Annotated in this window: 16 protein-coding genes; 9 read left to right on the top strand and 7 right to left on the bottom strand. The window is 45.9% G+C overall.

All coding sequences use genetic code 11. The features are described from left to right. Positions 1-257: 257 nt before the first annotated feature. From IXB50_RS05255 to IXB50_RS05245, 3 genes are all read left to right on the top strand, one after another. Positions 258-1214 (top strand): hypothetical protein, encoded by a 957-nt coding sequence (locus IXB50_RS05255; RefSeq protein WP_215607898.1) that lies wholly within the window; start codon positions 258-260, stop codon positions 1212-1214. Continuing rightward, the gene (gene fahA / locus IXB50_RS05250) at positions 1198-2499 is read left to right on the top strand and encodes a fumarylacetoacetase (RefSeq protein ID WP_215607897.1); all 1302 of its coding nucleotides are present in this window, start codon (positions 1198-1200) and stop codon (positions 2497-2499) included. The genes IXB50_RS05255 and fahA overlap by 17 nt, the downstream gene beginning before the upstream one ends. Before the next feature lie 181 nt (positions 2500-2680). Beyond that, on the top strand, positions 2681-3814 hold the full coding sequence (locus IXB50_RS05245; protein ID WP_215607896.1) for a Glu/Leu/Phe/Val family dehydrogenase: 1134 nt from the start codon (positions 2681-2683) through the stop codon (positions 3812-3814). Between the two features lie 148 nt (positions 3815-3962). Here IXB50_RS05245 and IXB50_RS05240 read toward each other — a convergent pair whose 3' ends face one another. After that, positions 3963-4196, bottom strand: a complete 234-nt coding sequence (locus tag IXB50_RS05240) for a hypothetical protein (protein ID WP_215607895.1) — start codon at positions 4194-4196, stop codon at positions 3963-3965. Between the two features lie 181 nt (positions 4197-4377). On the opposite strand from IXB50_RS05240, the gene IXB50_RS05235 reads away from it, so the two are divergent. The 3 genes from IXB50_RS05235 (at position 4378) to IXB50_RS05225 (ending at position 8069) form a co-directional block, all read left to right on the top strand. Continuing rightward, positions 4378-6003: an alpha-keto acid decarboxylase family protein gene (locus IXB50_RS05235; RefSeq protein ID WP_215607894.1), complete on the top strand. Its 1626-nt coding sequence runs from the start codon at positions 4378-4380 to the stop codon at positions 6001-6003. 82 nt (positions 6004-6085) lie between these two features. Next, positions 6086-6763: a 2OG-Fe dioxygenase family protein gene (locus IXB50_RS05230; RefSeq protein WP_215607893.1), complete on the top strand. Its 678-nt coding sequence runs from the start codon at positions 6086-6088 to the stop codon at positions 6761-6763. A 13-nt stretch (positions 6764-6776) separates the two neighbouring features. Beyond that, positions 6777-8069: a cysteine desulfurase-like protein gene (locus IXB50_RS05225; RefSeq protein ID WP_326520726.1), complete on the top strand. Its 1293-nt coding sequence runs from the start codon at positions 6777-6779 to the stop codon at positions 8067-8069. A gap of 13 nt (positions 8070-8082) precedes the next feature. Here the strand turns inward: IXB50_RS05225 and IXB50_RS05220 are convergent, their stop codons facing one another. Beyond that, positions 8083-9702 carry a right-handed parallel beta-helix repeat-containing protein gene (locus IXB50_RS05220; protein WP_215607891.1) on the bottom strand — a complete coding sequence of 540 codons (1620 nt, stop codon included), beginning with the start codon at positions 9700-9702 and terminating at the stop codon, positions 8083-8085. A gap of 491 nt (positions 9703-10193) precedes the next feature. On the opposite strand from IXB50_RS05220, the gene IXB50_RS05215 reads away from it, so the two are divergent. Both IXB50_RS05215 and IXB50_RS05210 read left to right on the top strand, forming a co-directional pair. Next, complete coding sequence (locus IXB50_RS05215; protein WP_215607890.1) at positions 10194-11051, top strand: metal ABC transporter permease; 858 nt, start codon at positions 10194-10196, stop codon at positions 11049-11051. Between the two features lie 183 nt (positions 11052-11234). Continuing rightward, entirely contained in the window at positions 11235-11978 is a 744-nt protein-coding gene (locus tag IXB50_RS05210; RefSeq protein ID WP_215607889.1) for a metal ABC transporter ATP-binding protein, read from the top strand. Positions 11979-12018: 40 nt separating this feature from the next. Here IXB50_RS05210 and IXB50_RS05205 read toward each other — a convergent pair whose 3' ends face one another. The 4 genes from IXB50_RS05205 to IXB50_RS05190 all read right to left on the bottom strand — a co-directional run bounded on the left by IXB50_RS05205 (position 12019) and on the right by IXB50_RS05190 (position 19009). Then, entirely contained in the window at positions 12019-13752 is a 1734-nt protein-coding gene (locus tag IXB50_RS05205) for an MFS transporter (RefSeq protein WP_215607888.1), read from the bottom strand. Between the two features lie 2 nt (positions 13753-13754). After that, positions 13755-14723 (bottom strand): NAD-dependent epimerase/dehydratase family protein, encoded by a 969-nt coding sequence (locus IXB50_RS05200; RefSeq protein ID WP_215607887.1) that lies wholly within the window; start codon positions 14721-14723, stop codon positions 13755-13757. Positions 14724-14761: 38 nt separating this feature from the next. Beyond that, positions 14762-15598 carry an SAM-dependent methyltransferase gene (locus IXB50_RS05195; RefSeq protein ID WP_215607886.1) on the bottom strand — a complete coding sequence of 279 codons (837 nt, stop codon included), beginning with the start codon at positions 15596-15598 and terminating at the stop codon, positions 14762-14764. Positions 15599-15721: 123 nt separating this feature from the next. Next, positions 15722-19009 (bottom strand): aminotransferase class I/II-fold pyridoxal phosphate-dependent enzyme, encoded by a 3288-nt coding sequence (locus tag IXB50_RS05190; RefSeq protein ID WP_215607885.1) that lies wholly within the window; start codon positions 19007-19009, stop codon positions 15722-15724. Positions 19010-19276: 267 nt separating this feature from the next. Here IXB50_RS05190 and IXB50_RS05185 point away from each other — a divergent pair, with 267 nt between their 5' ends. Then, positions 19277-19903, top strand: a complete 627-nt coding sequence (locus IXB50_RS05185) for a transglutaminase-like domain-containing protein (protein WP_215607979.1) — start codon at positions 19277-19279, stop codon at positions 19901-19903. Positions 19904-19930: 27 nt separating this feature from the next. Here the strand turns inward: IXB50_RS05185 and IXB50_RS05180 are convergent, their stop codons facing one another. Then, on the bottom strand, positions 19931-20782 hold the full coding sequence (locus tag IXB50_RS05180) for a response regulator transcription factor (protein WP_215607884.1): 852 nt from the start codon (positions 20780-20782) through the stop codon (positions 19931-19933). Between the last annotated feature and the right edge of the window lie 848 nt (positions 20783-21630).

The following is a 21630-nucleotide window of genomic DNA, read 5'->3' as shown; positions in this document are numbered from 1 at the left end:
CACGTCAAGTCTGGTTAGCTTAGGGATAATATAGGTCTCCGTCAGGGTTTCTGATGGAGACTTGATAAACATTGAGGACACTCTTTTGAAGATGTCTCACATTTTTATTATAGCCAATGCTTTAGTCTAGCTGGAGAGACTATAATTGATTTTGCTGGCGCAGTAGCTTAGCGTTTACTAAATTCCGTTTACTAAATTCCGTCACAAATTATTGCGCACATCATATGCACACTAGTTTAATCATGCGTTGATAGTCTATGGCTGCCCCTTCTCTCCGGTTATTTCTCTCAACGTTAATTGACTATGCAGGGCTTTTCCCTCCTGCAGCATTAGATTTGTCAGCCGTAATTGCTGCCTATGAGCATTACAGCAAGACTCCCCATCGTTGGCTCCTGGGTAGATTCGTTTTACCGCTGTCTCAATTGCCACAGTTTGAAATTTGTTTAGATCAGCTTGATCAGCAATATGCGGCTGCGTTCTGGCCCCTTAGTATTGTTCTAGAGCCCTCATTGCAGGCATTAGAAAGGTTAGCGCCGTGGCTAGAAAAACAAAACCGGTTTACGATCTCGGCTCTTGAATTTAAGGTGGGTGGCGTGGAGGCAATCGCACCTCTTTTACCTCATTTACCCCCCCATAGTGATCTCTTCTTCGAAGTCCCCCTTGATGCCACCTTGTCCGAGTATCTTGCTGTACTCCAGGGTACTCGGGCTGCTGTTAAAGTTCGTACAGGGGGCTTAACTCCAAACGATTTTCCCAGCATCAAAGTCCTGGCTCAGTTTCTCATCGCCTGTGCCAGCAACAGTATTCCCTTTAAGGCAACAGCCGGTTTACACCATCCCCTACGGAGCTGGCAACCCCTGCCAAACGGTAGGTTTGTCAAAATGCATGGCTTTCTTAATATGGCTCTTGCCGCTGCCTTTGCCTATGGCTATGGAGCGACCGTGGCTGAGATTGCCAGTATTCTAGAAATCGAAAACCCTGATGCGTTCATTTTCTCGTCTCGGGAGATTATTTGCCATAGTCCCCTGTGGTCCCAAGAACCAGAACTATCCACTGTAGCCGGACATTTACCCTTAGCGCTCCTGACCCATGTGCGCAGTCGCTATTTTTTAGGCATTGGCTCCTGCTCCTTCCAAGACTCCCTGGCGGACCTGGACCGTTTAGGGCTGCTACGGACTCCTTCGCCATTATCTTCCTATGCCTTCTCCACTTGATGCTACCCATGACCCGCACCTGCAAAGCTGGGTTGCTAGTGCCAACCTCCCAGACACTGATTTTCCGATCCAAAATCTTCCCTTTGGTATATTTCAACGGAGTCGGTCACAACCCCGCATTGGCATCGCGATTGGTGACTATATTGTAGATTTGTCTGTCTGTATTCAGAATGGGGTATTGACCGACTTGCCAGAAGCGATCAAAGTCGCCTGTATGGCAACCCATTTGAACCCTCTCATGGGCTTAGGGCAACGGGCGATCACAACCCTACGTCATCAGCTCAGTCATCTGCTCGAAGTAGCCACCCCACCCCCTGACCAAGAGATTCTGGTGCCCATGGCTGAGGTTCACATGTTGTTACCGGCCCAAATTGGTAATTACACTGATTTTTATGCATCGATTCACCATGCTACCAACGTCGGTCAACTGTTTCGCCCCGACCACCCCCTATTACCCAACTACAAGCACATTCCCATCGCCTACCACGGTCGGGCCTCATCTATTGTGGTCAGTCATACGCCGATTCATCGTCCCCAGGGCCAACAGCGACCTGCAGCATCTGGAGAATTCCCCAGTTTCCGCCCCAGTCAACGCCTTGACTATGAAGGAGAAGTAGGACTACTGGTAGGTCGGGGAAACGCTTTAGGAGAGCCTATCCCTATTCATCAAGCAGAAGAGCATTTGTTTGGCCTATGCCTGGTCAATGATTGGTCAGCCCGCGATATTCAAGCCTGGGAATATCAGCCCCTGGGCCCCTTTCTCGGTAAAAGCTTTGCCACCAGCCTATCTCCCTGGGTCATCCCTATGGCTGCCCTGGCCCCCTTCCGGTGTTCTCCATTACAGCGATCTGTAGATGATCCAGAACCACTGCCATATTTAACTGAAAACAACAACTTGAGCGGAATTAATTTGACGATAGAAGTATGGCTCAGTTCAGCCCAGATGTCGCAGGAAAATATCTCCCCTATACGTCTCAGTCAGGCATCCTTTGCCCAACTTTATTGGACCGCTGCTCAAATGATCACCCACCACACTAGCAATGGCTGTAACCTGCAGCCAGGCGATTTGCTCGCTAGTGGGACAGTCTCAGGCCCCACATCAGAGACCTGGGGGTCACTCTTAGAAATCACTCATCAGGGCACCACCCCCATTCAATTGCCTACGGGAGAACAGCGTTCTTTCTTAGCCGACGGTGACGAAGTCATACTGCGAGGATATTGCGAATCTCCCAATTATAGGAAAATTGGCTTTGGTGACTGTCGGGGAAAAATTCTTTCAAGGTAAGAGAGCGTTAGACATTGCCCCCAGGGGTACTGAGAAACTATGAAGACTAAGGCCTTTTAGGCTACATTATGTTTTTTATCAAATTCAACACGGTATTGAATAATTTCTTCACACTGTAGGTAGCTCCTAACATGCTCCGAATTACATGACGGCGAGATGTCGCTTCGGAGGAAATCTAATAATGAAAAATATTTTTGAGTTTGGTGACTGCTTAGGGCCAGACAAAATCATCCATATTTATGATCACGACAGTGGGCTAAAGGCTATTGTGGTGGTGGACAATGTTGCCTGTGGTCCCGCTATGGGGGGCGTTCGCATGGCTCCCGATGTGACTACAGAAGAAGTCTTTCGCCTGGCACGAGCCATGACGTTGAAGAATGCCGCAGCCGATCTATCCCATGGCGGTGGGAAGGCGGCCATTCTAAGCAATCCAAAAGTTTCGGCAGCCAAAAAGGAAATTCTGATGAGGGCCTTTGGCAGAGCCATCAAAGATATAACTGACTATATCCCTGGCCCTGATATGGGTACAGATGAAGCCTGTATGGCCTGGGTTCGAGAAGAAACAGGTCGAGCCATTGGCTTACCTGCAACCATTGGTGGTATTCCTTTGGATGAAGTGGGCGCGACAGGTTATGGACTCAGTGTTGTGGCAGACGTGGCTAGCAATTTTTGTCATATTGATCTGATCGGGGCAAAATTTGTGATCCAAGGTACTGGCTCAGTCGGTCTCCATGCGGCTAAATTTCTCACTGCTCAAGGCGCTATCTTGATCGGTGCCACCGACTCCCAAGGAACATTATTTAATTCTAACGGCATCGATGTCACTCAACTAACTAAACTAAAGGGTAAGAAGAAAAGTGTTCTAGATTATACTGACGGCGACAAACTGTCTCGCGATGCCATCATCGATATTCCCTGTGATATCTGGATTCCGGCAGCTAGACCGGATGTTATCCGGGCTGATAATGTGCATCGACTGAAGACTAAACTGGTGATTCAAGGGGCCAATATTCCGTTTACGGCTAAAGCAGAACAAATCTGTCATGACCGTAATATTCTGGTAATTCCTGATTTTATTGCCAATGCAGGTGGTGTTATTTGTGGTGCGGTAGAATATGGCGGTGGTAATCAGGAGATTGCATTTCAAACCATTGAAGAGAAAATTCGTAAGAACATAACCTTGATGTTGGAAAATGTTGTGCAGACGGATAAACTACCCCGACAAATTGCGATTGAAATGGCTGAGCAGCGTATACGTCGAGCTACCGCCTATCGAAGTAAGAGCCATGGTGCTGGATTACAGTTGATTGCGTAAAGACTCATAGAAGATGAGAGCAAAGTTCTAATTAGGCTATTTTAGTCTGCTAAGAGTTAGATGACTCCTCTTTTTAGAATTTTGTCGCAGCGCGCAAAATTCTAAACCACCCAACCGACCACCCAAACACGCCACTAGGGAATAACATTTATATTTTTCCGCTAGGTTCTAGGACGGGCGGCCCCGTCTTAGCCATTGGGGTTTGGGGCACTCGGAGGAGCCCCAAACAGTCGGTTCTGCGATCGACCAACCACTTAAAAATCATCGGTTGAAAATTTGCCAATAGCGATAAGGGTTGCTCAGGGCTTTCCTCCCCGAACCCCTCCTGTTCGTGGGGGCCTAAACTCCCCCACACCCCCCGACAGGCCTGTCGTTCCATCATAGCTATTTATACTTTGACATTGAAAGATATAGAATCTCTCGCAACATCTTCACAAATTATCGTATGTTTTTTCTTAACAAAATCCACACATTCTATATTATGTCGGCCATGATCTATCTATAGAAGAGATTAGGGCCAACTTAATTCTTTAAGAAAGTCAAGCCTTTGAGGAGGAAGTAAAATGCCTCAGTTGGCACCACATATTTTTAATCTGTTGCATCAGCAAGGGGTGCAACATGCCTTTGGTATTCCTGGAGATTTTGCTCTGACACTCTACGACGCTTTAGCCGAGAGTGATATTCAACCGATTGTCATGACCCACGAACCATCGGCTGGCTTTGCTGCTGATGCTTATTCACGGATCCGAGGTTTGGGTTTAGCCGTCGTCACCTATGGTGTAGGCGGTTTAAATATGGTGAATCCTGTTGCCGGAGCCTATGCTGAAAAGTCACCACTGGTGGTTTTAAGTGGCAGTCCAGGAGTACAGGAACGCCATGAAAGAGAGTTATTGCACCATAAGGTTAAATCCTTTGACTCCCAGCGTCGGGTGTACGATGAGGTGACGATTTACGCCGTGACCCTTGATAATCCAGCCACAGCTGATCTAGAAATTCATCGAGCCCTTGATCAGGCGATCACATTTAAGCGGCCTGTTTATCTGGAAATTCCTCGCGATATGGTCTATGCCGAGATCGAGTTGGCTGACTATCCGCCCCTCTCACTAAAACAGACAGATCCAGATACGCTAGTGGAAGCTATGGCTGAAACACGCCTGATGCTGAATCGAGCTAAATCTCCCGTAATGCTTGTGGGAGCAGAAGTTCACAGATTTGGGTTGCAGGCGCAAGTGATCGATTTTGCAGAACGATTAGGCATTCCTGTTTGTTCTACAATGCTGGGAAAATCTGCTTTTCCAGAAGGCCATCCTCAATATATTGGTATTTACAATGGTGCCGTTGGCAATAGTTATGTGGCCAGGGTAGTCGAAGAGTCCGACTGTCTAATTATGTTGGGCACCTTTATGACCGATATCAACTTGGGGTTGTTTAGTGCCCATTTAGAGCCAGCCTGTGCCATCTCCGTAACATCAGAGCATGTTTCTGTTAAGCATCATCAATATCCTGACATTCGGTTTGTAGATTTTATCCGTGCATTGGGAAATAGTCAGGATTTACCCTACCGTGATCCGTCATCTATTATGGCCATGGCTCCCCGTGTAGCCCCATCTTTGGGCTCTCTGTCCATGGGTGGCTTGATCTACGAATTAAATCAGTTTATTGATGGTGACACTCTCTTGGTAACAGATTCAGGAGATGTTATTTTTGCAGCGGATGATATTTGGATGAAGGAGGGTACCTCTTTCTTGAGTCCCGCCTACTACGCCAGTATGGGGTTTGGTATTCCCGGTATGATTGGGGCGCAGCTGGCTGACCCTTTCCGCCGGACGATTGTCTTAGTGGGGGATGGGGCATTTCAGATGACGGGCATGGAGCTGCTCACGGCTCAGCGGCTGGGGTTAAATCCAATTGTAATTGTGATTAACAACGGCTCCTATGCCTCACTACGGATGATGGCTCACCAAGAGGCAGACTTTGTCAAGATTCCTCGGCTGGACTATGCCCAGTTAGCTAATTTGATGGGCGGCAAAGGATTTGTCATCGAGACGGGTGAACAACTCCGTCAGGCGTTTACCGAGGCGCGGACATCTGATGCTGTCTGTCTCTTTGATGTTCATCTTGCCGCCGATGATGTTTCTCCGGCGTCTCAGCAAATCGCCTCGTTATTCGCTAAAACATTGAAGGGATAATAATCTCTAGAACCATTCCAGCACTTGTGCAAGGAGAGACCCATGGGGACTCAAACGATCTCAAAAATGCCGGGAGTTTTATATGCTGTCTTTATCCACCAGAAAACAATTTAGTTGTCTGAGTAGCTACGCGATTGAAACCATTAGCGAGCGCAACCTCAAGACGATCCAACCATTTTTTGAAACATTACCAACCGACCCCTACCTGGAAGGCAATTACCGCTTTAGACGATTTTCTCATTTCCAAATAACAGATCGTCAGCTCACCCAGCTGCCCCATGCCTTTTTCTACCAGAGTAAAACCTACAATCGGCTGCTGGGCAATGTCAAACGAGACTACGAGGAACTATCGATAGCGCTGGTCCAGTCCGAACCGTTTAAGCAGGCTGTACTGACCTTCTTTGAGTTCTGCAGACAGTGTTCTCCCTTTCGGGAAGTGGGCGTACATCAGATTCGCATTGCCACCCACCTCAATCAGTCTGGTAACCCTGCCCCCGAGGGTATCCACCATGACGGTGTTGATCTCGTCGGTATTCTTTGCATCGCTCGCCAGGGTGTATCAGGAGCGGAAACTCAGCTGTCTGTTGTGAAAGGAGCTGAGCCTATCCTGCGTAAGGTACTCAACCCTGGAGAATTATTAGTGTTTAACGACCATCAGTTTTTCCACTATACCACTCCGATTTTGCCCATAGGCAACAGTGGCTATCGTGATGTGTTTGTCTTTACCTGCCCAGATATCCCCTTCGATTCCCCTGCGTAAAGGAGCTTTTCTAGTGTCTCGACTTGTTGCTGCACCTGCCTCTGAGCCTACTACCTTGCCGTTGGCCTGGATTCGTCCTCAGTTTCCAGCCTTAGATCAAACTATTAATGGCAATCCCGTCGCCTTTCTTGATGGTCCTGGCGGTACCCAAGTGCCTCAAAGAGTGATTGATGCGGTGGGGCATTATCTAGCTCATGACAATGCGAACGCCCATGGAGCCTTTGCTAATAGTCAACGCACTGATCATGTGATTGCAGCTGCCCATGGGGCCATGGCTGACTTTTTGGGATGCGATTCTAAAGAGATTATTTTTGGTCCCAATATGACCAGCCTCACCTTTGCCATGAGTCGCGCCATTGGTCGTCAGCTACGGCCAGGGGATGAGATTTTGGTTACCTGTTTAGACCATGATGCCAATGTGGCTCCATGGTTGGCCTTGGGAGAGCGGGGCATGATTGTTCACACGATCGATATGCATCCTCAGGATTGCACTCTAGATCTCGACGATTTAACCAGTAAGCTGAGTCGCCGGACTCGTCTGTTGGCAATTACCTATGCCTCGAATGCTGTAGGTACCCTCAATGATTTACCAGCGATTATTCGACTGGCCCATGATGCAGGAGCCTGGGTATATGTGGATGCAGTGCACTATGCCCCCCATGGACCGATTGATGTGCACCAGCTAGATTGTGATTTTTTAGTTTGTTCTCCCTATAAGTTTTTTGGTCCCCATATCGGGGTTTTGTATGGCAAACAAGAACATCTGGAGCAGATTTTCCCCTATAAGGTGAGACCAGCTTCGGAGGCAATTCCCGATAGATGGGAGACCGGTACCCAAAACCATGAAGGGCTAGCCGGTGTAACGGCCGCTGTGGACTATTTAGCAGACTTAGGACAGATTGTGTCTCCCCAGGTAAGCCACCGTCGTAAAGCCATATTGGCAGCCATGACGGCAATTCATCACCATGGGGGACAACTTTGCCAATCCTTAATCAAGGGACTGTTACAGCTGCCGGAGATAACCATTTATGGCATTACTGCATCAGAGCAGATGGGATGGCGTCTACCGACAGTGGCTATTCGGATGGCAAAGTGTCCCCCAGCAGTTATTGCAAACACATTAGGACAACAGGGAATTTTTACCTGGCATGGTAATTTCTATGCCCTTAACCTAACGCGACGGTTAGGGGTTGAAGACCGGGGTGGTCTATTGCGGATTGGCCTAATGCATTACAACACGTTAGCCGAGGTCAATCGTTTGTTAACAGCATTGACAACTATGGTGACAACTATGGTGACATCTTAACGGCCAACGTCAATTAGTTACGAGGCATATACTGTGAGAATATACCCATTATGCTGGCAAATAATGCCTTGGGAGACCATCTAGTCTGAGCGGTCAGAGTCTTGCTGTTAGCATGTGTGATCAGCTCTTGGCCATTAACTGCAAACTCCCCATTGGCCCCCACTTGGAATGCAAGGGGTGCCGTAAGACCGCGCGTTGCTCCTGTACTGGGATTATCAAACTTATTGGCATCAGAGACGTTGACTAGTTGATTATTTTCGATAGTGGCCCCATAGCTTTGCTGATTGCGCATCAGTGGTCGAGAGACGCCATTGATTTTAATCAGGTTATTTTTAATGGCAATTGTGCTAAAGTCTGTTTTTTCATGGAAGCCGAATAGACCAGCGGTTCGCGGTGTTTTAGTTTTATTGGCAATGACTTCGTTGTTGTAAAACGAGAAGTTATTATAGATATTCTCATGCCAAACGATCCCCCTGCCTGGATTCACAATTAGATTGTTATGAAACTTGGTGGGACCATTGGCGGGTTCCGACGCAAAGTTTGAAATCAAATTCCCGCCGTCCTTGTCAGGGTCAAACACAAAGACATTGTGATCAACTTCGGCACCATTACGAGCCCATTCTAGGGAATAGGAGCGGGTAAAGTAGTTATGATGGATGTGAAAGGTAAACCCATCCTTAGGAACTTCGCCACCTGCAAACTTGGGGACCGAAATTGCACCGTTGAGATAGTTGTGATCAATCTCTACAAAGTAATCGTTCTCGAAGGGTAGCTCAATAGCAAAATTTGTATTGATGGTGTTGTTGTAGATGCGGGTATCTCTAAACTCTCTACCCTTGATACCGTAGACGTTACCTTCACGCTGTCTGCTTTTAGAAATTTTGTTGTTGTAGATTTCAGAATTTTTGAGATAGGTGGCAAAAATTGAGCCGCCAGTGATGCCACTATTTCCCTCAGATTGTCCTCCAGCATCAATAAAAACATTGTTGTGGATTTTGGCATTCCTGACTTCAAAGAGCCTCACAGAGCTCCATAGAAAGTCATTAAATTCCAGGTTCTTAACCACTAGCCCCTGATTGCGCCCACTCAGAATGGCCCCATGAATAGTTGGCCCACTGACGGTCATATTCATAAATGAGACATTATTGGTCGCTTCCTTTACGGTGAACAAATAAGCGTCTTGATTAATGGAGTCAAAAACAGTTTCCCCATCGGGTAATCCTTGGGTACCCACTTTGAACGAAGGGGCATTTTTCAGGATGGTTTGACCTGGCCCTGCCCCTTTGATGGTAATGTTTGCTGTCTGTACTTTGAGGGGGTTGGCTAGGTCAAAGGTACCTGCGGGAATATAGATAGTTGTCGGTTGAGTATTGCCTGCTGTACGTCTAGCTTTCAGCCATTTTAGTACTGCCTGGATTGTCTCCGCATCATCGCGACCATCATTTGCAACTGCATTGTCCAAACCTGGATGTGCTTCAAAAACGGCCTGGGGTAGGTTTGTAATATCAATCGTTGTGGGTCCTTCGCTGGCTTTGTTAGTCGGGGCAGAGGCCACAATGCTGGTAGCGCTAGGAGCAACATAGGCCAGGGTGGGAGTTGCTGCAAAATCTGCAACTGGTATAGAAAAGAACATATAGTTGCTGGTTGATTATTAACAGGTTTACCGGTACTGAGAAATAGGGGCTTCTCAGCCATGGTTGAAGTTGTGGTCCTAAGGATTTGCCGAGCTATTAATAGATCCTTGAATTGGCAATGCATATCAGCAGTGAAAGCATGCTTCTCTGCAATTAAATTTTCAGCACTGCTGATCCTTGAGATGACTTGATCTGCAAGGTTTTGATTTAGAGCATTGCTGTTGGAGGGAACTTAGAGGTTATGGGGTAGGTGCCCTCTAGAAAACAGGGAACTGACTTATATACGGGAGTTTTTGTGAGCACGGGATGCTTCTGGAAGCCGACCTGCGAGGGGTTTATGCCTGCTTGATGTCTTCTTTATATAGGTAAAGGCCAACTTCACAGTCATTATAGTCATGAATTAGCGATTGTTGTAATTGATGGGGTAAATGGGTGCGCTAGAAGGGTTTGCGAATGCTAGACTGACTCACCGTGTGCTCTGAGGTTCGCCATGGATTGGCTGCTGGATCCCCTTAATTATGATTTTATGCGTCAGGCGCTGATGGCCGGTGTGTTGATCGGTGTGTTGTGTCCGGTGGTTGGTACGTTTTTGATCGTGCAGCAAATGGCCTTGCTGGGGGATGTGGTGGCCCATGCGGTGTTGCCAGGACTTGCGATCGCAAACTTCCTGCAAATCCCCCTCCTCCTCGGAGCCTTTATTTCCGGCATGATCAGCACCTTTGTCACCACCTGGATCCAGACCCAGTCAAAGGTCAAGATCGACACGGCCATGGCCATCACCTTTTCCAGCTTTTTTGCCCTGGGCATTACCCTACTGACCACCCTAAAAAGTCGTTTAGACCTGGAAGAACTCCTATTTGGCGATATTCTTGGCATTACCGTTGCCGATGTTTGGCAAGTCGGACTCATCACCGTAGCCATTCTGATAGCCGTCAAGTTTTTCTACAAAGAACTCTTATTTTTTACCTTTGACCGCCTAGGGGCAGAAGCCAGTGGCTTACCGGTCAATGCCATTAACCTGGGCTTGATGACCGTCATCACCCTGGCCATCGTTGCAGGCATGAAAACCGTAGGGGTGATTTTAGTGATGGCGTTGATGATCAGCCCAGCTGCCGCCGCATCATTACTCACCACAGAACTTCATTGGATGATGATGATTGGTTCCGGACTGGGCGTTCTCTCTAGCCTAATAGGTATGTATATGAGTTATTTTCTGAATATTCCCTCAGGACCTGCCATTACGTTGACCCTGTTTGTCTGCTTTTTACTAGCACTACTGTTTAGTCCCAGCCAAGGCGTTTTGACCAGCCACTTCTCTATGGCTAAAGGTCAAAATAGCCTGGACTAAATCTTTTTTCCCACAGAAATCAAGGTAGACAACCACAAACCCAGTTACCTAGAACTCTGCCCTAACCTGAGTTGGGCGGGGTGTGAGTATAGATTGCTTAATCATTGACCCATTACCCGTGGCAGACCTGGAAAAATTTGCTATAGTTTCAACGCCATACGAGAACGATTATCATTTTTGCCAATGTTAGAAGTGGAAAACCTGTCCGTTAGCTACCGGGGTATCTCGGCACTGGAGGCAATTTCATTAAGCCTAATGCCGGGGGAACTGGTCGGCTTAATCGGTCCCAATGGAGCAGGTAAAAGCACTCTGATTAAGGCTATTTTGGGACTCGCGCCCTGTCAGGGACAGGTGCTGTTCAATGGGATTCCCCTACGACGGCAGCGACGACGGGTGACCTATGTGCCCCAGCGATCGCAAATCGATTGGGACTATCCCGTTACTGTCTGGAATGTAGTCATGATGGCCCAGACAAAGTCTTTGGGTTGGGGACGTCGTCCTGGCAATGAAGCTAAGCGCCTGACCAGCGCAGCCCTAGACCGGGTGGATATGTTGACTTTGAAAGATCGCCCCATTGGTCAACTGTCCGGTGGTCAGCAGCAGCGAGTATTTTTAGCTCGTGCCCTGGCCCAGCAGGCGGAGCTATTTTTGCTGGATGAGCCCTTTACCGGGATCGATAAAAAAACTGAGGCCATCATGGTGGATATTTTTGCTGAGTTGAGTGCCCAGCAAAAAACGCTGCTGGTGTGCAGCCATGAATGGGGGGATAACCTCAACCGTTACGATCGATTGCTGCTATTGAATCGTAAGTTACTGGCAGACGATCGTCCCCAGGCAGTCATGACCATGGACAATATCCAGCGAGCCTTTGGCAGTAATATGCCGTCGAGATTTACCCAGCCAAGAACAATGCGGTTGGTGAGTTAATTAACAGCATCGTCAAGGGTCAACCCCTTATTTCTTCCCTCTACAGCTGTCTGGGTAGGCTGACGCCAAATATCCAGTTGCCTGGGGCCTGTACATCATCACTATAGAGAAACTGGGCAAAGAGAGTTTCAAATTCCTTTTGAGAAATGTGGCCATCTTGGTTGAGGTCGAGGGAGTGGAACGCATCTTCGAAGTCGTCCGTATTGATGCCATAGGCTTGATAAAAGGTTTGTAGCTCCTCAAATACCATCTGACCGTCCTGGTTGGTGTCAATCACCTGTAGAAAGAAATTCGAAAAGTCGTTATCAATTTGCTGATCTAAACGATGCAACCATTCTGCTAGATCGATGCGTTGATTCCCGTCTCGATCGGCCAACCGTTGTAGCATTTCCCAAAATCCGCTAAAGGAAACTTGTAGAACTTCATACTCAGTCGTTTTCGGTGACCATCCTCTGAGTTTTGCTAAATTTTGACCTGCTTGTTGAAAGTCTGTAAGTTCAAGGGTGCCGTTGTTATTGTGATCCAGCAGCTTAAATAAATGGATAGACTTTTGCCGTCGCCGCCGATGCATTACAGATAATAGGCTGGTTTGGTTAATGTATGTCCAACAGACAAAGGTTCCGATCAGCATGAGAATTGCACTGATCCAATAGGGCCAATTGGCTCCCAGATAACCAAAGACGAAGCCTGCCCCAATGGAACCGAAGAATCCGCCTATGCCTGAAACTGATTGCATTAAGCCCAGGGTTTTACCCTGTTGTTGTGCTCCAGATAGACGGCTGAGTAAGCTGGTAAGCGTAGGAGTTGCTGTGGCTTCAGCCATAACAAAAAACATCATAGAGCCAACTAACTGCAGAATTGTGTTGGAGAAGGGTAGCAGTATCAGTCCCAGCGTTAGCATACACAACCCTAACAACAGTAACTTGGTCTCTCCCAATGAATGAGCAAGTTTCTCCGTAATCCCAATTTGCAGGCTGGCGATTGCCAGAAAGTAAAGGACAATGAGAATACTAAATTGTTGAGGTCCCCATCCCAGTCGCTGTTCACACCACAGGGCGAAGATTGCTTCAACTCCTGTGGTCGCAAATAGGATTGCGAATACCATTGTCATCAGTACCCCGACCAAGGGGCGCTGGAGTGTTTTTTTCAGGTCAAGGAAAAACTGTTTTGAGAGAGGATTGAGGCTACGTTTAGAGGCGATTGTGCGATGTCTAAACTGAGGTAAGGCCATCAAGGCCAAACCAAAGGTCAACCCAGAAATAGTCGTTGCTGCGAAAGCAGGTAGCTGGAAATTCGGCTGTGACGGGTTGCTGCCGACTAAGAGTCCACCAATGACGAGACCTAACACAATACCAATAGCCGATGCTGCGTCTAGAAAGCTTAAGAGCTTGGTACGGCGATCAGTTGTAGTCAGATCCGCAACGTAGGATTGAGCAATGGTGATACTGGCACTGGATGCTCCTGCTAAGATTCTGGCTACGTACAGCATCCAGAGTGAATTGGCTAATCCTAACCACAGATAAGATAATGTGGTGCCAGCAATATTAAAGAGGAGTGCAGGTCGTCGCCCGATACGGTCACTCAGATTTCCCCACAGGGTCGGTGCCAGGATACCCATTAGGGGAAATAGGCCCAGTAAAATGCCTACTTCTAAAGCAGATGCATTAAAGGTTTGGGCGTAGAACGGTAGCAGTGGAATCACAATGCCAACGCCAATGAAATCTATCAGGATACTAGAAATCAGAATGACTAATGTTCTCTGTTTTTCATCCATGGCTAGTGAAACCAGGTGGTGTCGAGCCATTGGATAGTCGGCTCAAGCACATCCCTGGCAGATCGAAATTCGATACCGAGTTCATGGCGGGCTTTTGAATTATCCATCATCCAATAACGTATGGCGTAGGGAATAATGCTGGGGTTGAAGGGCATGGGGATCTTCAACTGTTTCCCTAACCAGGCCAGGGTGAGGATAACAGCACGGGGTAGGGTGAAGATCGGCTTCTGTTGTCCCTGGATATTAAGGGTGAGTTTGGCCAGTTCTTTAACAGTAAGATTTTCTCCTCCCAGGATATATCGCTCTCCAGATTTGCCAGTTTTCCATGCTTGGATGATGCCAGTGGCCACATCTTCTACATGGACAATACTGGTACCACCCTGAGGGACGATGACAGGATTACTATTGAGAAAGTCGATGAGTGTACCACAGGTGACCTGCTCGGTATCCAGAGGTCCATAGACTTCAGTGGGGTTAACAATGACGATGGGTAAGCCTAATTTCACGAATTGTTGGCAAAGGACTTCGGTTCGATGTTTTGCGATCGCATACCCATAACTCTTCCCCGTCAGACTAAACGAGCTATTCTCATTGTGTAGGGTTGGTTGCAGACTGCCGTTGACAGCTGCTGCACTACTCACATAAACACAGCGTAACTGTCCCATATCTTGAGCAGCTTCCAAAAGATTTTGGGTCCCTGTGATTATGATTCCATCACTACACTGTTCAGTCATGCTATCCCAACTCGATAAACTGGCCAGGTGTATGACCCCATCACACCCAGCCATGCCTTGTTTTAGCGATTCTTTGTCACGAATATCTCCGTACTGAACTTCGTAGTTTAGATTGTCGAGGCGGTGTAATTTACTGGTTGTCCGGAGTAGACACCGAACTGAATGACCTTGTTCTATCAGTTTTTTGACAACATGGGAGCCAATAAAACCGTTTCCTCCGGTGATAAAGAATTTCATAGGTGTCTCTCCAGGATCTGAGGTTGCCATAACGATCCTTATTCTGGTTTTTTCCCACTAATGGAATACAAATCATACAGCCGTTCAGACTTCTGGCATTCCTTCAGCAACCTATTTTTGATCAAGGGATAGAACCAAAGTGTCCAACGACCATTGATCTCCTTCAAATATGTTCTTAACTTAGGCCCTATAATAGGATCTGAAACAATGTTGTTATAGGTTGGATATAAGGTTTGAGCACTGATATTCTCAAAACAAGAGTCTTGAAACCCTGCTTGTATGATGGCATCTTCATAGATCGATTTTGACTCTAAATGATCTTGTCCTAACACAAGATACAAAATGATTTTATCGATCAAAGAAGGCTGATAAACAGCTTTGTCGTACAGGTGAGTTGTTAATTTAAATTCGCCTCCTTTTTTTAGGAATTTGAACATTTTTTGAAATAATTTTGCTTTGTCAGGGATATGAAAAATGGCTTCTATGCTGATAATGTGGGTAAACTTCTGGCTGAAATCCAGGGTAATGGCATCCTGAGTGACAGCAGCAACGAGATCCTCTAATCCCTCTGCTTTAATACGCTGTTGAGCAGCTGAAATTTGAGCTTCAACCAGATCGATTACCAGGACTTTACAACCATACTTTTTGGCTAGCCAAATGGCACAACCTCCTTGACCACCACCGATATCCAGAACATGGCAGCTAGGATTAAGCTGGAGTGGAGCAAATAGATATTCGAGTTGGTGTTCTTGCGCTTCGGCTACAGAAACAGGATGATTAGCCCAATAGCCCGTCATAGAGTACGGTAGGCCTAAATAATCACAAATATCCAGGTCATAGACTTGTTCTAGCGATTGGTTGATAGTTGTATTCATGGTTAACTCCTAATTTGACTAGCAATATAGAATTTGATAGACCTTGAGGTTTCTCTCTCCCAAATTTATTGAGCTAAGGGGGCTTCAGAATCTTAGGCATCATTTGATTGATCTAGACATGCGTTATAAATCTTGTGATTTAAGCTCGGAAAGCACTTGCAGTAAATAATTAACCTGATGCTCGGTAATATTGGCGGTTACCGATAGCCGAATTCCGCATCGGTGCAAGGAGGTTGCCGGATAGAGCCCTGGTGTCAACAGAATTCCTTTTTCCCACAGATAGTCAATGGCTTTAATACTAGTATTCAAATCTCCAATCACAACAAAGACGGCTGGAAAACTATGGTGGTTATCGACCTGGTATCCCAGCTGTCGGGCTCCTTCAACCAATCGCGTGGTAAGTTGAAAGAGTCGTTGTCGGATTTCTTGTCCCCGAATTGCATTGATCTCTAGCCCCTTTAATGCAGATGCTAACGTGGGAATGGGAACTGGTCCCGAGAAAATATAAGGAGACGACAACTGCAACTTCCGTTTTATATCTGCGTTGGCACAAGTCACAAAGGCAGCATGGGACGAAAAGGATTTAGAGAGACCGGCGGCATAAAGAATTCGGTCCGTTGATAGGTCAATGCCATAATGCTTAGCAATTCCGTTGCCATGCAAACCATAGGGTAGTTCTTCTGTCGGCTTTTCCCCAATCACCCCAAACCCATGGGCATCATCGACATAAATTTGAGCATCAAACTGTTCTGCTACCGCCAATAACTTAGGCAAGTCAATAAACTCTGATGTCATCGAATAGACTCCATCCACAGCGATCAGCTTAGGAGACTCAGGATAGCGTGCCATTTTCTGGGCCAAATCATCGAAGTCCATGTAACGAAATTCACAAATTTCTCGACCTCGCGCCATTGCCAGTTCAGCCGCTTCTCGAATGGTGTTATGGGCGGCCTGGCACAGAAAAATGACAGAGCCAGGCACCGTTAAACTGGTTAGAGTGGCGATACTCGTCATGGCTAAATTTGGAAATACTGCCACATCTGGAGCCCCAACAAATTTTGCTAAGTTCGTTTCTAATTCTTGATAGGGCCTTGGGGACGCCACAGCACGGGTCCAACTGGGATGCACACCCCACTTTTTCATGGCCTCAGGGATCGCTGCCATCACCTCTTCATCTAAATCCAGGCCCAAATAATTACAGGATGCAAAATCAATAACTTTTTTGTTGTTTATGATCACTTCTCGGCCATTTTGAGCATCTACTGTTAAGAACTGAATCGGTACTTTAGTTAGCTGTTCAGCAATCGGTCCTTGAGAAAGAGTATGGAGTAGATTGTCTTTCCCTAACAGAAGATTTTTTCTAGTTGCATCTTTAGTCCTGGAAACTTGAGTCTCGTCAGATGATGAATGCAAAAGTTTAGCAATAAAATCTTCTAAGGTTGGATCGCTGACTAGCCAATCCATATATATTGAGCAACTAAAGGCGGCCTCTAGCTTAACCGCTAACTCTTGAATTGATAGAGAATCTAGACCTAAACTACTGATGTTGTCTGTTAATTTAATCTGCTTTGCTGGTATCTTGGCGAGGGCCGAAACTTCTCTGACAACAAACATCTCTAAACTTTTCCTGTCAGGTTGTTCTGAGATTGCATCCGGTGTGGATGCCTCTTGAAGGGATAAGATGGGCTGCAATTTCTGATCGTGGTATAGTTCAGAGCAATACGTCCGCATTAATTTTCCACTGGACGTTTTAGGTACTTTTGTCGGTGAGAGAATCACGATGTCATGTAGAGTAAGGTGATGTTGCGAGAAAACGGCTGCTAAAATATCCTTGAATACCTCTGGTGTGATCGATTTCCGAAATTGTCTAGCGACTTCTACGACTGCAATCGGTTTTAATTCTTCTTTATGCTCAATCGTGGTTATGATACAGGTATGGGGAGATAATAGTGAGCAGCTTTCTTCAACCGTTTTTTCAATGTCATAGGGATAGTAATTACGACCCCGGATATTAATGACTTCCTTCAACCGTCCAGTGATAAATAATTCTCCTCCTGAGTCAAGTATGCCGAGATCACCTGTGCGCAAATAGTTTTTTTCTGACAGGCCCAATGGATGGGCTTTAAACGTTTTCTGAGTTTCTGCTTCACGTCCCCAGTAACCCTGGGCAACATGTGCTCCGGTGACCCAGATCTCGCCTACCTGATTCGGAGGACATGGCCTCTGGGTATGGGGATCCACGATAACAATATCTTGGTTTAAAACGGTTTGGCCACAACCCACCAGTGTTTGGCAGTCCTGTTGTGAATCCTTATTTGCAATGACTTGATTATGTTTCAGGGCGTTCCTTTCTACCTGTTTAAGCACGGGGGTACGTTCAGGACTGCCGCCAGAGACTAGCAGAGTTGTTTCGGCCATGCCATAACATGGGTAGAACGTTTGAGAGCGAAATCCGCACTGTGAAAAAGCCTCTGTAAAAGCTTGTAAGGTTTTGGCGTGTATGGGTTCAGCACCATTAAAGGCAATGCGCCAGGAGCTGAGGTCGAGGGTTGCTTTTTCCGCTGCAGTAATCCGTTTTACACAGAGATCATAAGCAAAATTGGGGCCGCCACTCGTGGTGACACGGTAATGGGAAATGGTGTTTAGCCAACGAATGGGCTTTTGTAGAAAGGCTGTTGGTGACATTAAAATAGAGCGGCTGCCCAAGTATAGGGGCTGCAAAATAGTGCCGATCAAGCCCATATCATGAAAGAGTGGTAACCAGCTGGCTATTACCGTTGTTTCATTATGGTGAAATGCGGATTTAATCATTTCTTGGTTAGCAAGGATATTGCGATGGCTGACCATGACACCCTTGGGCTTACCGGTAGAACCAGATGTGTATTGTAGGAAAGCCAGGGTATCGGCTGTGATGATATGGTGAGTTTGCGGGTGGTTATTGCCGAGGTGAGTCGGGGTTTGGTTCTGGATATTCTCTGTTGTGACGCAAGGTAAATGGGCCAATTGAGGATGTTGTTTCCATTGCCGTTGCAAGTTGCTCAGGAGCCCATTGGTTGTAAGAATAGCTGATGGGTCGGCATCATTTGCGATCGCTTCTAGCCGCGATAATTTCTGATTGTGTCTGGGTGGGTAGGCGGGTACTGCTACCACACCGGCATACAGACATCCCATAAAGGCTGCAATAAAGTCTAGCCCTGAGGGATACAGTAACAGCACTCTATCGCCAGGCTGAATTAGTTTCTGTTTTAAGTGAATAGCAATGTTTTTAGCCTGTTGATCTAAAGTTTGATAGCTAAGATTTGTAGATTCTACTTCCCCATCCTGCAAGAAAGTATAGGCAATCTGGTTGGGTTGATAAGTTGCGCGATATTTTAGTAAATCAACAAGGATCGAGAATTCAGGGGTTGTCATAGTAGCTCTACCATTCATGATGGTTCTGTTCACTATGCTTCGATGTTATCGACAAAAGCTGGCAGAAAAAATCCCTAAAAGTTCAGGTTTCTTCAGGTCTAAATTCAGGTTTAAGCTTGAGGGACAAGATAAGAAATGTATCAATATCCATTGATTCGGTTGATAGATAAGGCCAAAATAACTGGTCTACAATAGCGGCCTGATCTCCTAAGCTTCTAGGAGAAGACTGACTTAATCCTGGAGGTCAACATGACCGCTTGTGGGACCATGGATGCCTATTTGCAGACCACTGACATTATTGACTGGCAACATCCAGCCATTCTAGACCTGGCTAAGACGTTAGCGGCAAACCATGAAGGCTCAACCGAAATAGCCAAAGCTTGCTTTCGATGGGTGCGCGATGAAATTTATCACAGTTTTGACTATCAGCTAAATCCTATTACCTGCCAGGCATCAGATGTGTTGCAGTCCCGTACAGGTTATTGTTATGCCAAAAGCCATCTGCTAGCCGCTTTATTACGAGCCAATGGTATTCCTGCTGGTTTTTGCTATCAACGCCTGAGTATTAATGACCAGGGTGCACCTTACTGTCTCCATGGGTTGAGTGCAGTCTATCTACCAGAAATCGGCTGGTATCGTATGGATGCCAGAGGTAACCGCCAAGGGGTGGACGCACGGTTTAGACCACCCCAAGAGCAATTGGCGTTTCAGCTAAAACTCACAGAAGAGGTTGATTTTCCTGCTATCCTTTCAGAACCTTTAGCCCTGGTGATTAAGGCCTTACACACGTATCAGACCTGGGATAACCTTCTGAAAAATCTTCCCGATGTTTCTCTAGAAATTGCAAAAAGTTATGGCCTTCTAGACAAGAGAGAGAGAGTCTTGCGCATATAGTTCATAACATCAGTGCTTGCTATAGCTTTAAACACTCACTTTATATCTTTGTGGCTGACAATCATACTTTTTCAGTATCTTTAAAACGTATTTCTCCCTAATCGGTTTGTGCAAAAAACCGTACGCACCTACAAACCTGGAACGTAGTCGATCGGCAATTCCATTATTGTTAGTCACAATGACAATGGGAGTCTTCTTAAAGGCAGAGATGCGTCGAATCTGGGCACATAATTCATAACCATTGGCCATTGGCATGACTAGATCTAAAAAGATAAGCTGCGGTTTAAGCTCCAACAGTTGTGGTAACGCTTGTAAAGAGTCAGAAATATTGAAATAGCTATAACCTGCTTTTTTTACAATTTCGGCCATAACCTCGCTGTCAGCTGGACTATCATCCACGTAAACTACTGAGGTAGACGCTAACGATTCTTCAAGGTTAGCGATCTTTTCAGGTGAAGAAGTGGTGTTAATAGGTACTGGGATAGCATGGGTATAGTCTGTTCCTGTCTGGATAGAGGCAGGAGAACCTAATAAAGCTTCAATTCTTCGTAAAAGATGCTTGAGAGATAGTGGCTTGCGATCATAGGCGTCAAAGCCTGCCTGAATAAGTAGTTGTCCTTCAATATCACGACTTGCCAAAGCGATGACTGGAATTAGCCAGGTAGCTCTAGACTGCTTCAGGTTTTTGATTATTTGCCAGCCATCTAATACTGGGGCCTCCATATCAACCAAAATTAAGTTTGGAGATTCGCTCAATGCTAATAGCAGCCCGTCATCCCCTCGATCAGTGGTTATCACCTCATATTCGTAGAGTTTAAGTCCTTGCTCCAGGGTCTGATAGCTAGATTCACCATTATTTATCAATACTATTTTGACCATGAGAAACGGATTAAAGATTATTCAAATGAAGCGCTCATCAAAAGCCTTCACACGTTAATAAAAAGAAATGCAAAGCTTTTATGTTGCCGCACTAAAACACTATGCGTATGACTAGAGCAATTGATTCATCGCCAAATAAAAATGATCTAATAGCCCTAACTATAGTTCCTATCTAAGCAAATCCCAGCATATAAGTCATGAGAGACTTATGAAAAAAATATGAGAAGACTATAACGATAATCAAAATGATTAAAGTTTTCTAATCTTCAGTTCAGATCATTTATTTCATGCTCTTATCTAGGTTTTCTGAAGCCTGTAGTTAGTTTTGATAGTACAGAATAAAATGAGCTCATAAATAATGATCTTTGCTAAGTAAGGGTAAACATTAATTGCGATTTTATAGTGGACTAGCTATATATAGGATTTCGCGTTTGACTATTATTATCCGGATTAGACGAATATATTTATAATATGGGGATCAAGAAAATCGTTAATTTTAACTGATGCTAGAGTGTGATTCTTTGTGCATGAAGCTAATAGTATGAAATTTATACTATCGCCTTTAATAGCTCTAAGCTATTAGCCTTTAGCATTATTATTGAGAGCTCATTTGTAATTTTTATTTTCTAAATATGGACTAATGGATTGATGTTTAGAGTTAAAAATTAGTCGTTTCCTAAGCCTTACTAAGCTAATTGTTTCTCACTAGTTACGACTGTTGATCAGTATCAAGTAACCATAACACTCATAATATGACTTGCAAAACAGGGCGGCTCTTCCGGAATTCCCGTGGAGCCCCCTACATTTAGTGTAGAGTTCAGATTCTTCCCCGTTAGGGATAATAGAGA

Source organism: Leptothoe spongobia TAU-MAC 1115, assembly GCF_018739885.1.
In the GTDB taxonomy this organism is placed as follows: Bacteria; Cyanobacteriota; Cyanobacteriia; order Phormidesmidales; family Phormidesmidaceae; genus Leptothoe; species Leptothoe spongobia.
The sequence above is the reverse complement of the archived record's forward strand: the minus strand, read 5'-3'. Positions and strand labels throughout refer to the sequence as shown.

Coding starts and splice junctions, on each gene's coding strand:
- IXB50_RS05195 (WP_215607886.1), bottom strand. CDS start 15,598: ATGAATACAACTATCAACCAATCGCTAGAACAAGTCTATGACCTGGAT.
- IXB50_RS05220 (WP_215607891.1), bottom strand. CDS start 9,702: ATGTTCTTTTCTATACCAGTTGCAGATTTTGCAGCAACTCCCACCCTG.
- IXB50_RS05205 (WP_215607888.1), bottom strand. CDS start 13,752: ATGGATGAAAAACAGAGAACATTAGTCATTCTGATTTCTAGTATCCTG.
- IXB50_RS05190 (WP_215607885.1), bottom strand. CDS start 19,009: ATGACAACCCCTGAATTCTCGATCCTTGTTGATTTACTAAAATATCGC.
- IXB50_RS05200 (WP_215607887.1), bottom strand. CDS start 14,723: ATGAAATTCTTTATCACCGGAGGAAACGGTTTTATTGGCTCCCATGTT.
- IXB50_RS05215 (WP_215607890.1), top strand. CDS start 10,194: ATGGATTGGCTGCTGGATCCCCTTAATTATGATTTTATGCGTCAGGCG.
- IXB50_RS05185 (WP_215607979.1), top strand. CDS start 19,277: ATGGATGCCTATTTGCAGACCACTGACATTATTGACTGGCAACATCCA.
- IXB50_RS05255 (WP_215607898.1), top strand. CDS start 258: ATGGCTGCCCCTTCTCTCCGGTTATTTCTCTCAACGTTAATTGACTAT.
- IXB50_RS05245 (WP_215607896.1), top strand. CDS start 2,681: ATGAAAAATATTTTTGAGTTTGGTGACTGCTTAGGGCCAGACAAAATC.
- IXB50_RS05230 (WP_215607893.1), top strand. CDS start 6,086: ATGCTGTCTTTATCCACCAGAAAACAATTTAGTTGTCTGAGTAGCTAC.
- IXB50_RS05235 (WP_215607894.1), top strand. CDS start 4,378: ATGCCTCAGTTGGCACCACATATTTTTAATCTGTTGCATCAGCAAGGG.
- IXB50_RS05240 (WP_215607895.1), bottom strand. CDS start 4,196: ATGATGGAACGACAGGCCTGTCGGGGGGTGTGGGGGAGTTTAGGCCCC.
- IXB50_RS05210 (WP_215607889.1), top strand. CDS start 11,235: ATGTTAGAAGTGGAAAACCTGTCCGTTAGCTACCGGGGTATCTCGGCA.
- fahA (WP_215607897.1), top strand. CDS start 1,198: ATGCCTTCTCCACTTGATGCTACCCATGACCCGCACCTGCAAAGCTGG.
- IXB50_RS05180 (WP_215607884.1), bottom strand. CDS start 20,782: ATGGTCAAAATAGTATTGATAAATAATGGTGAATCTAGCTATCAGACC.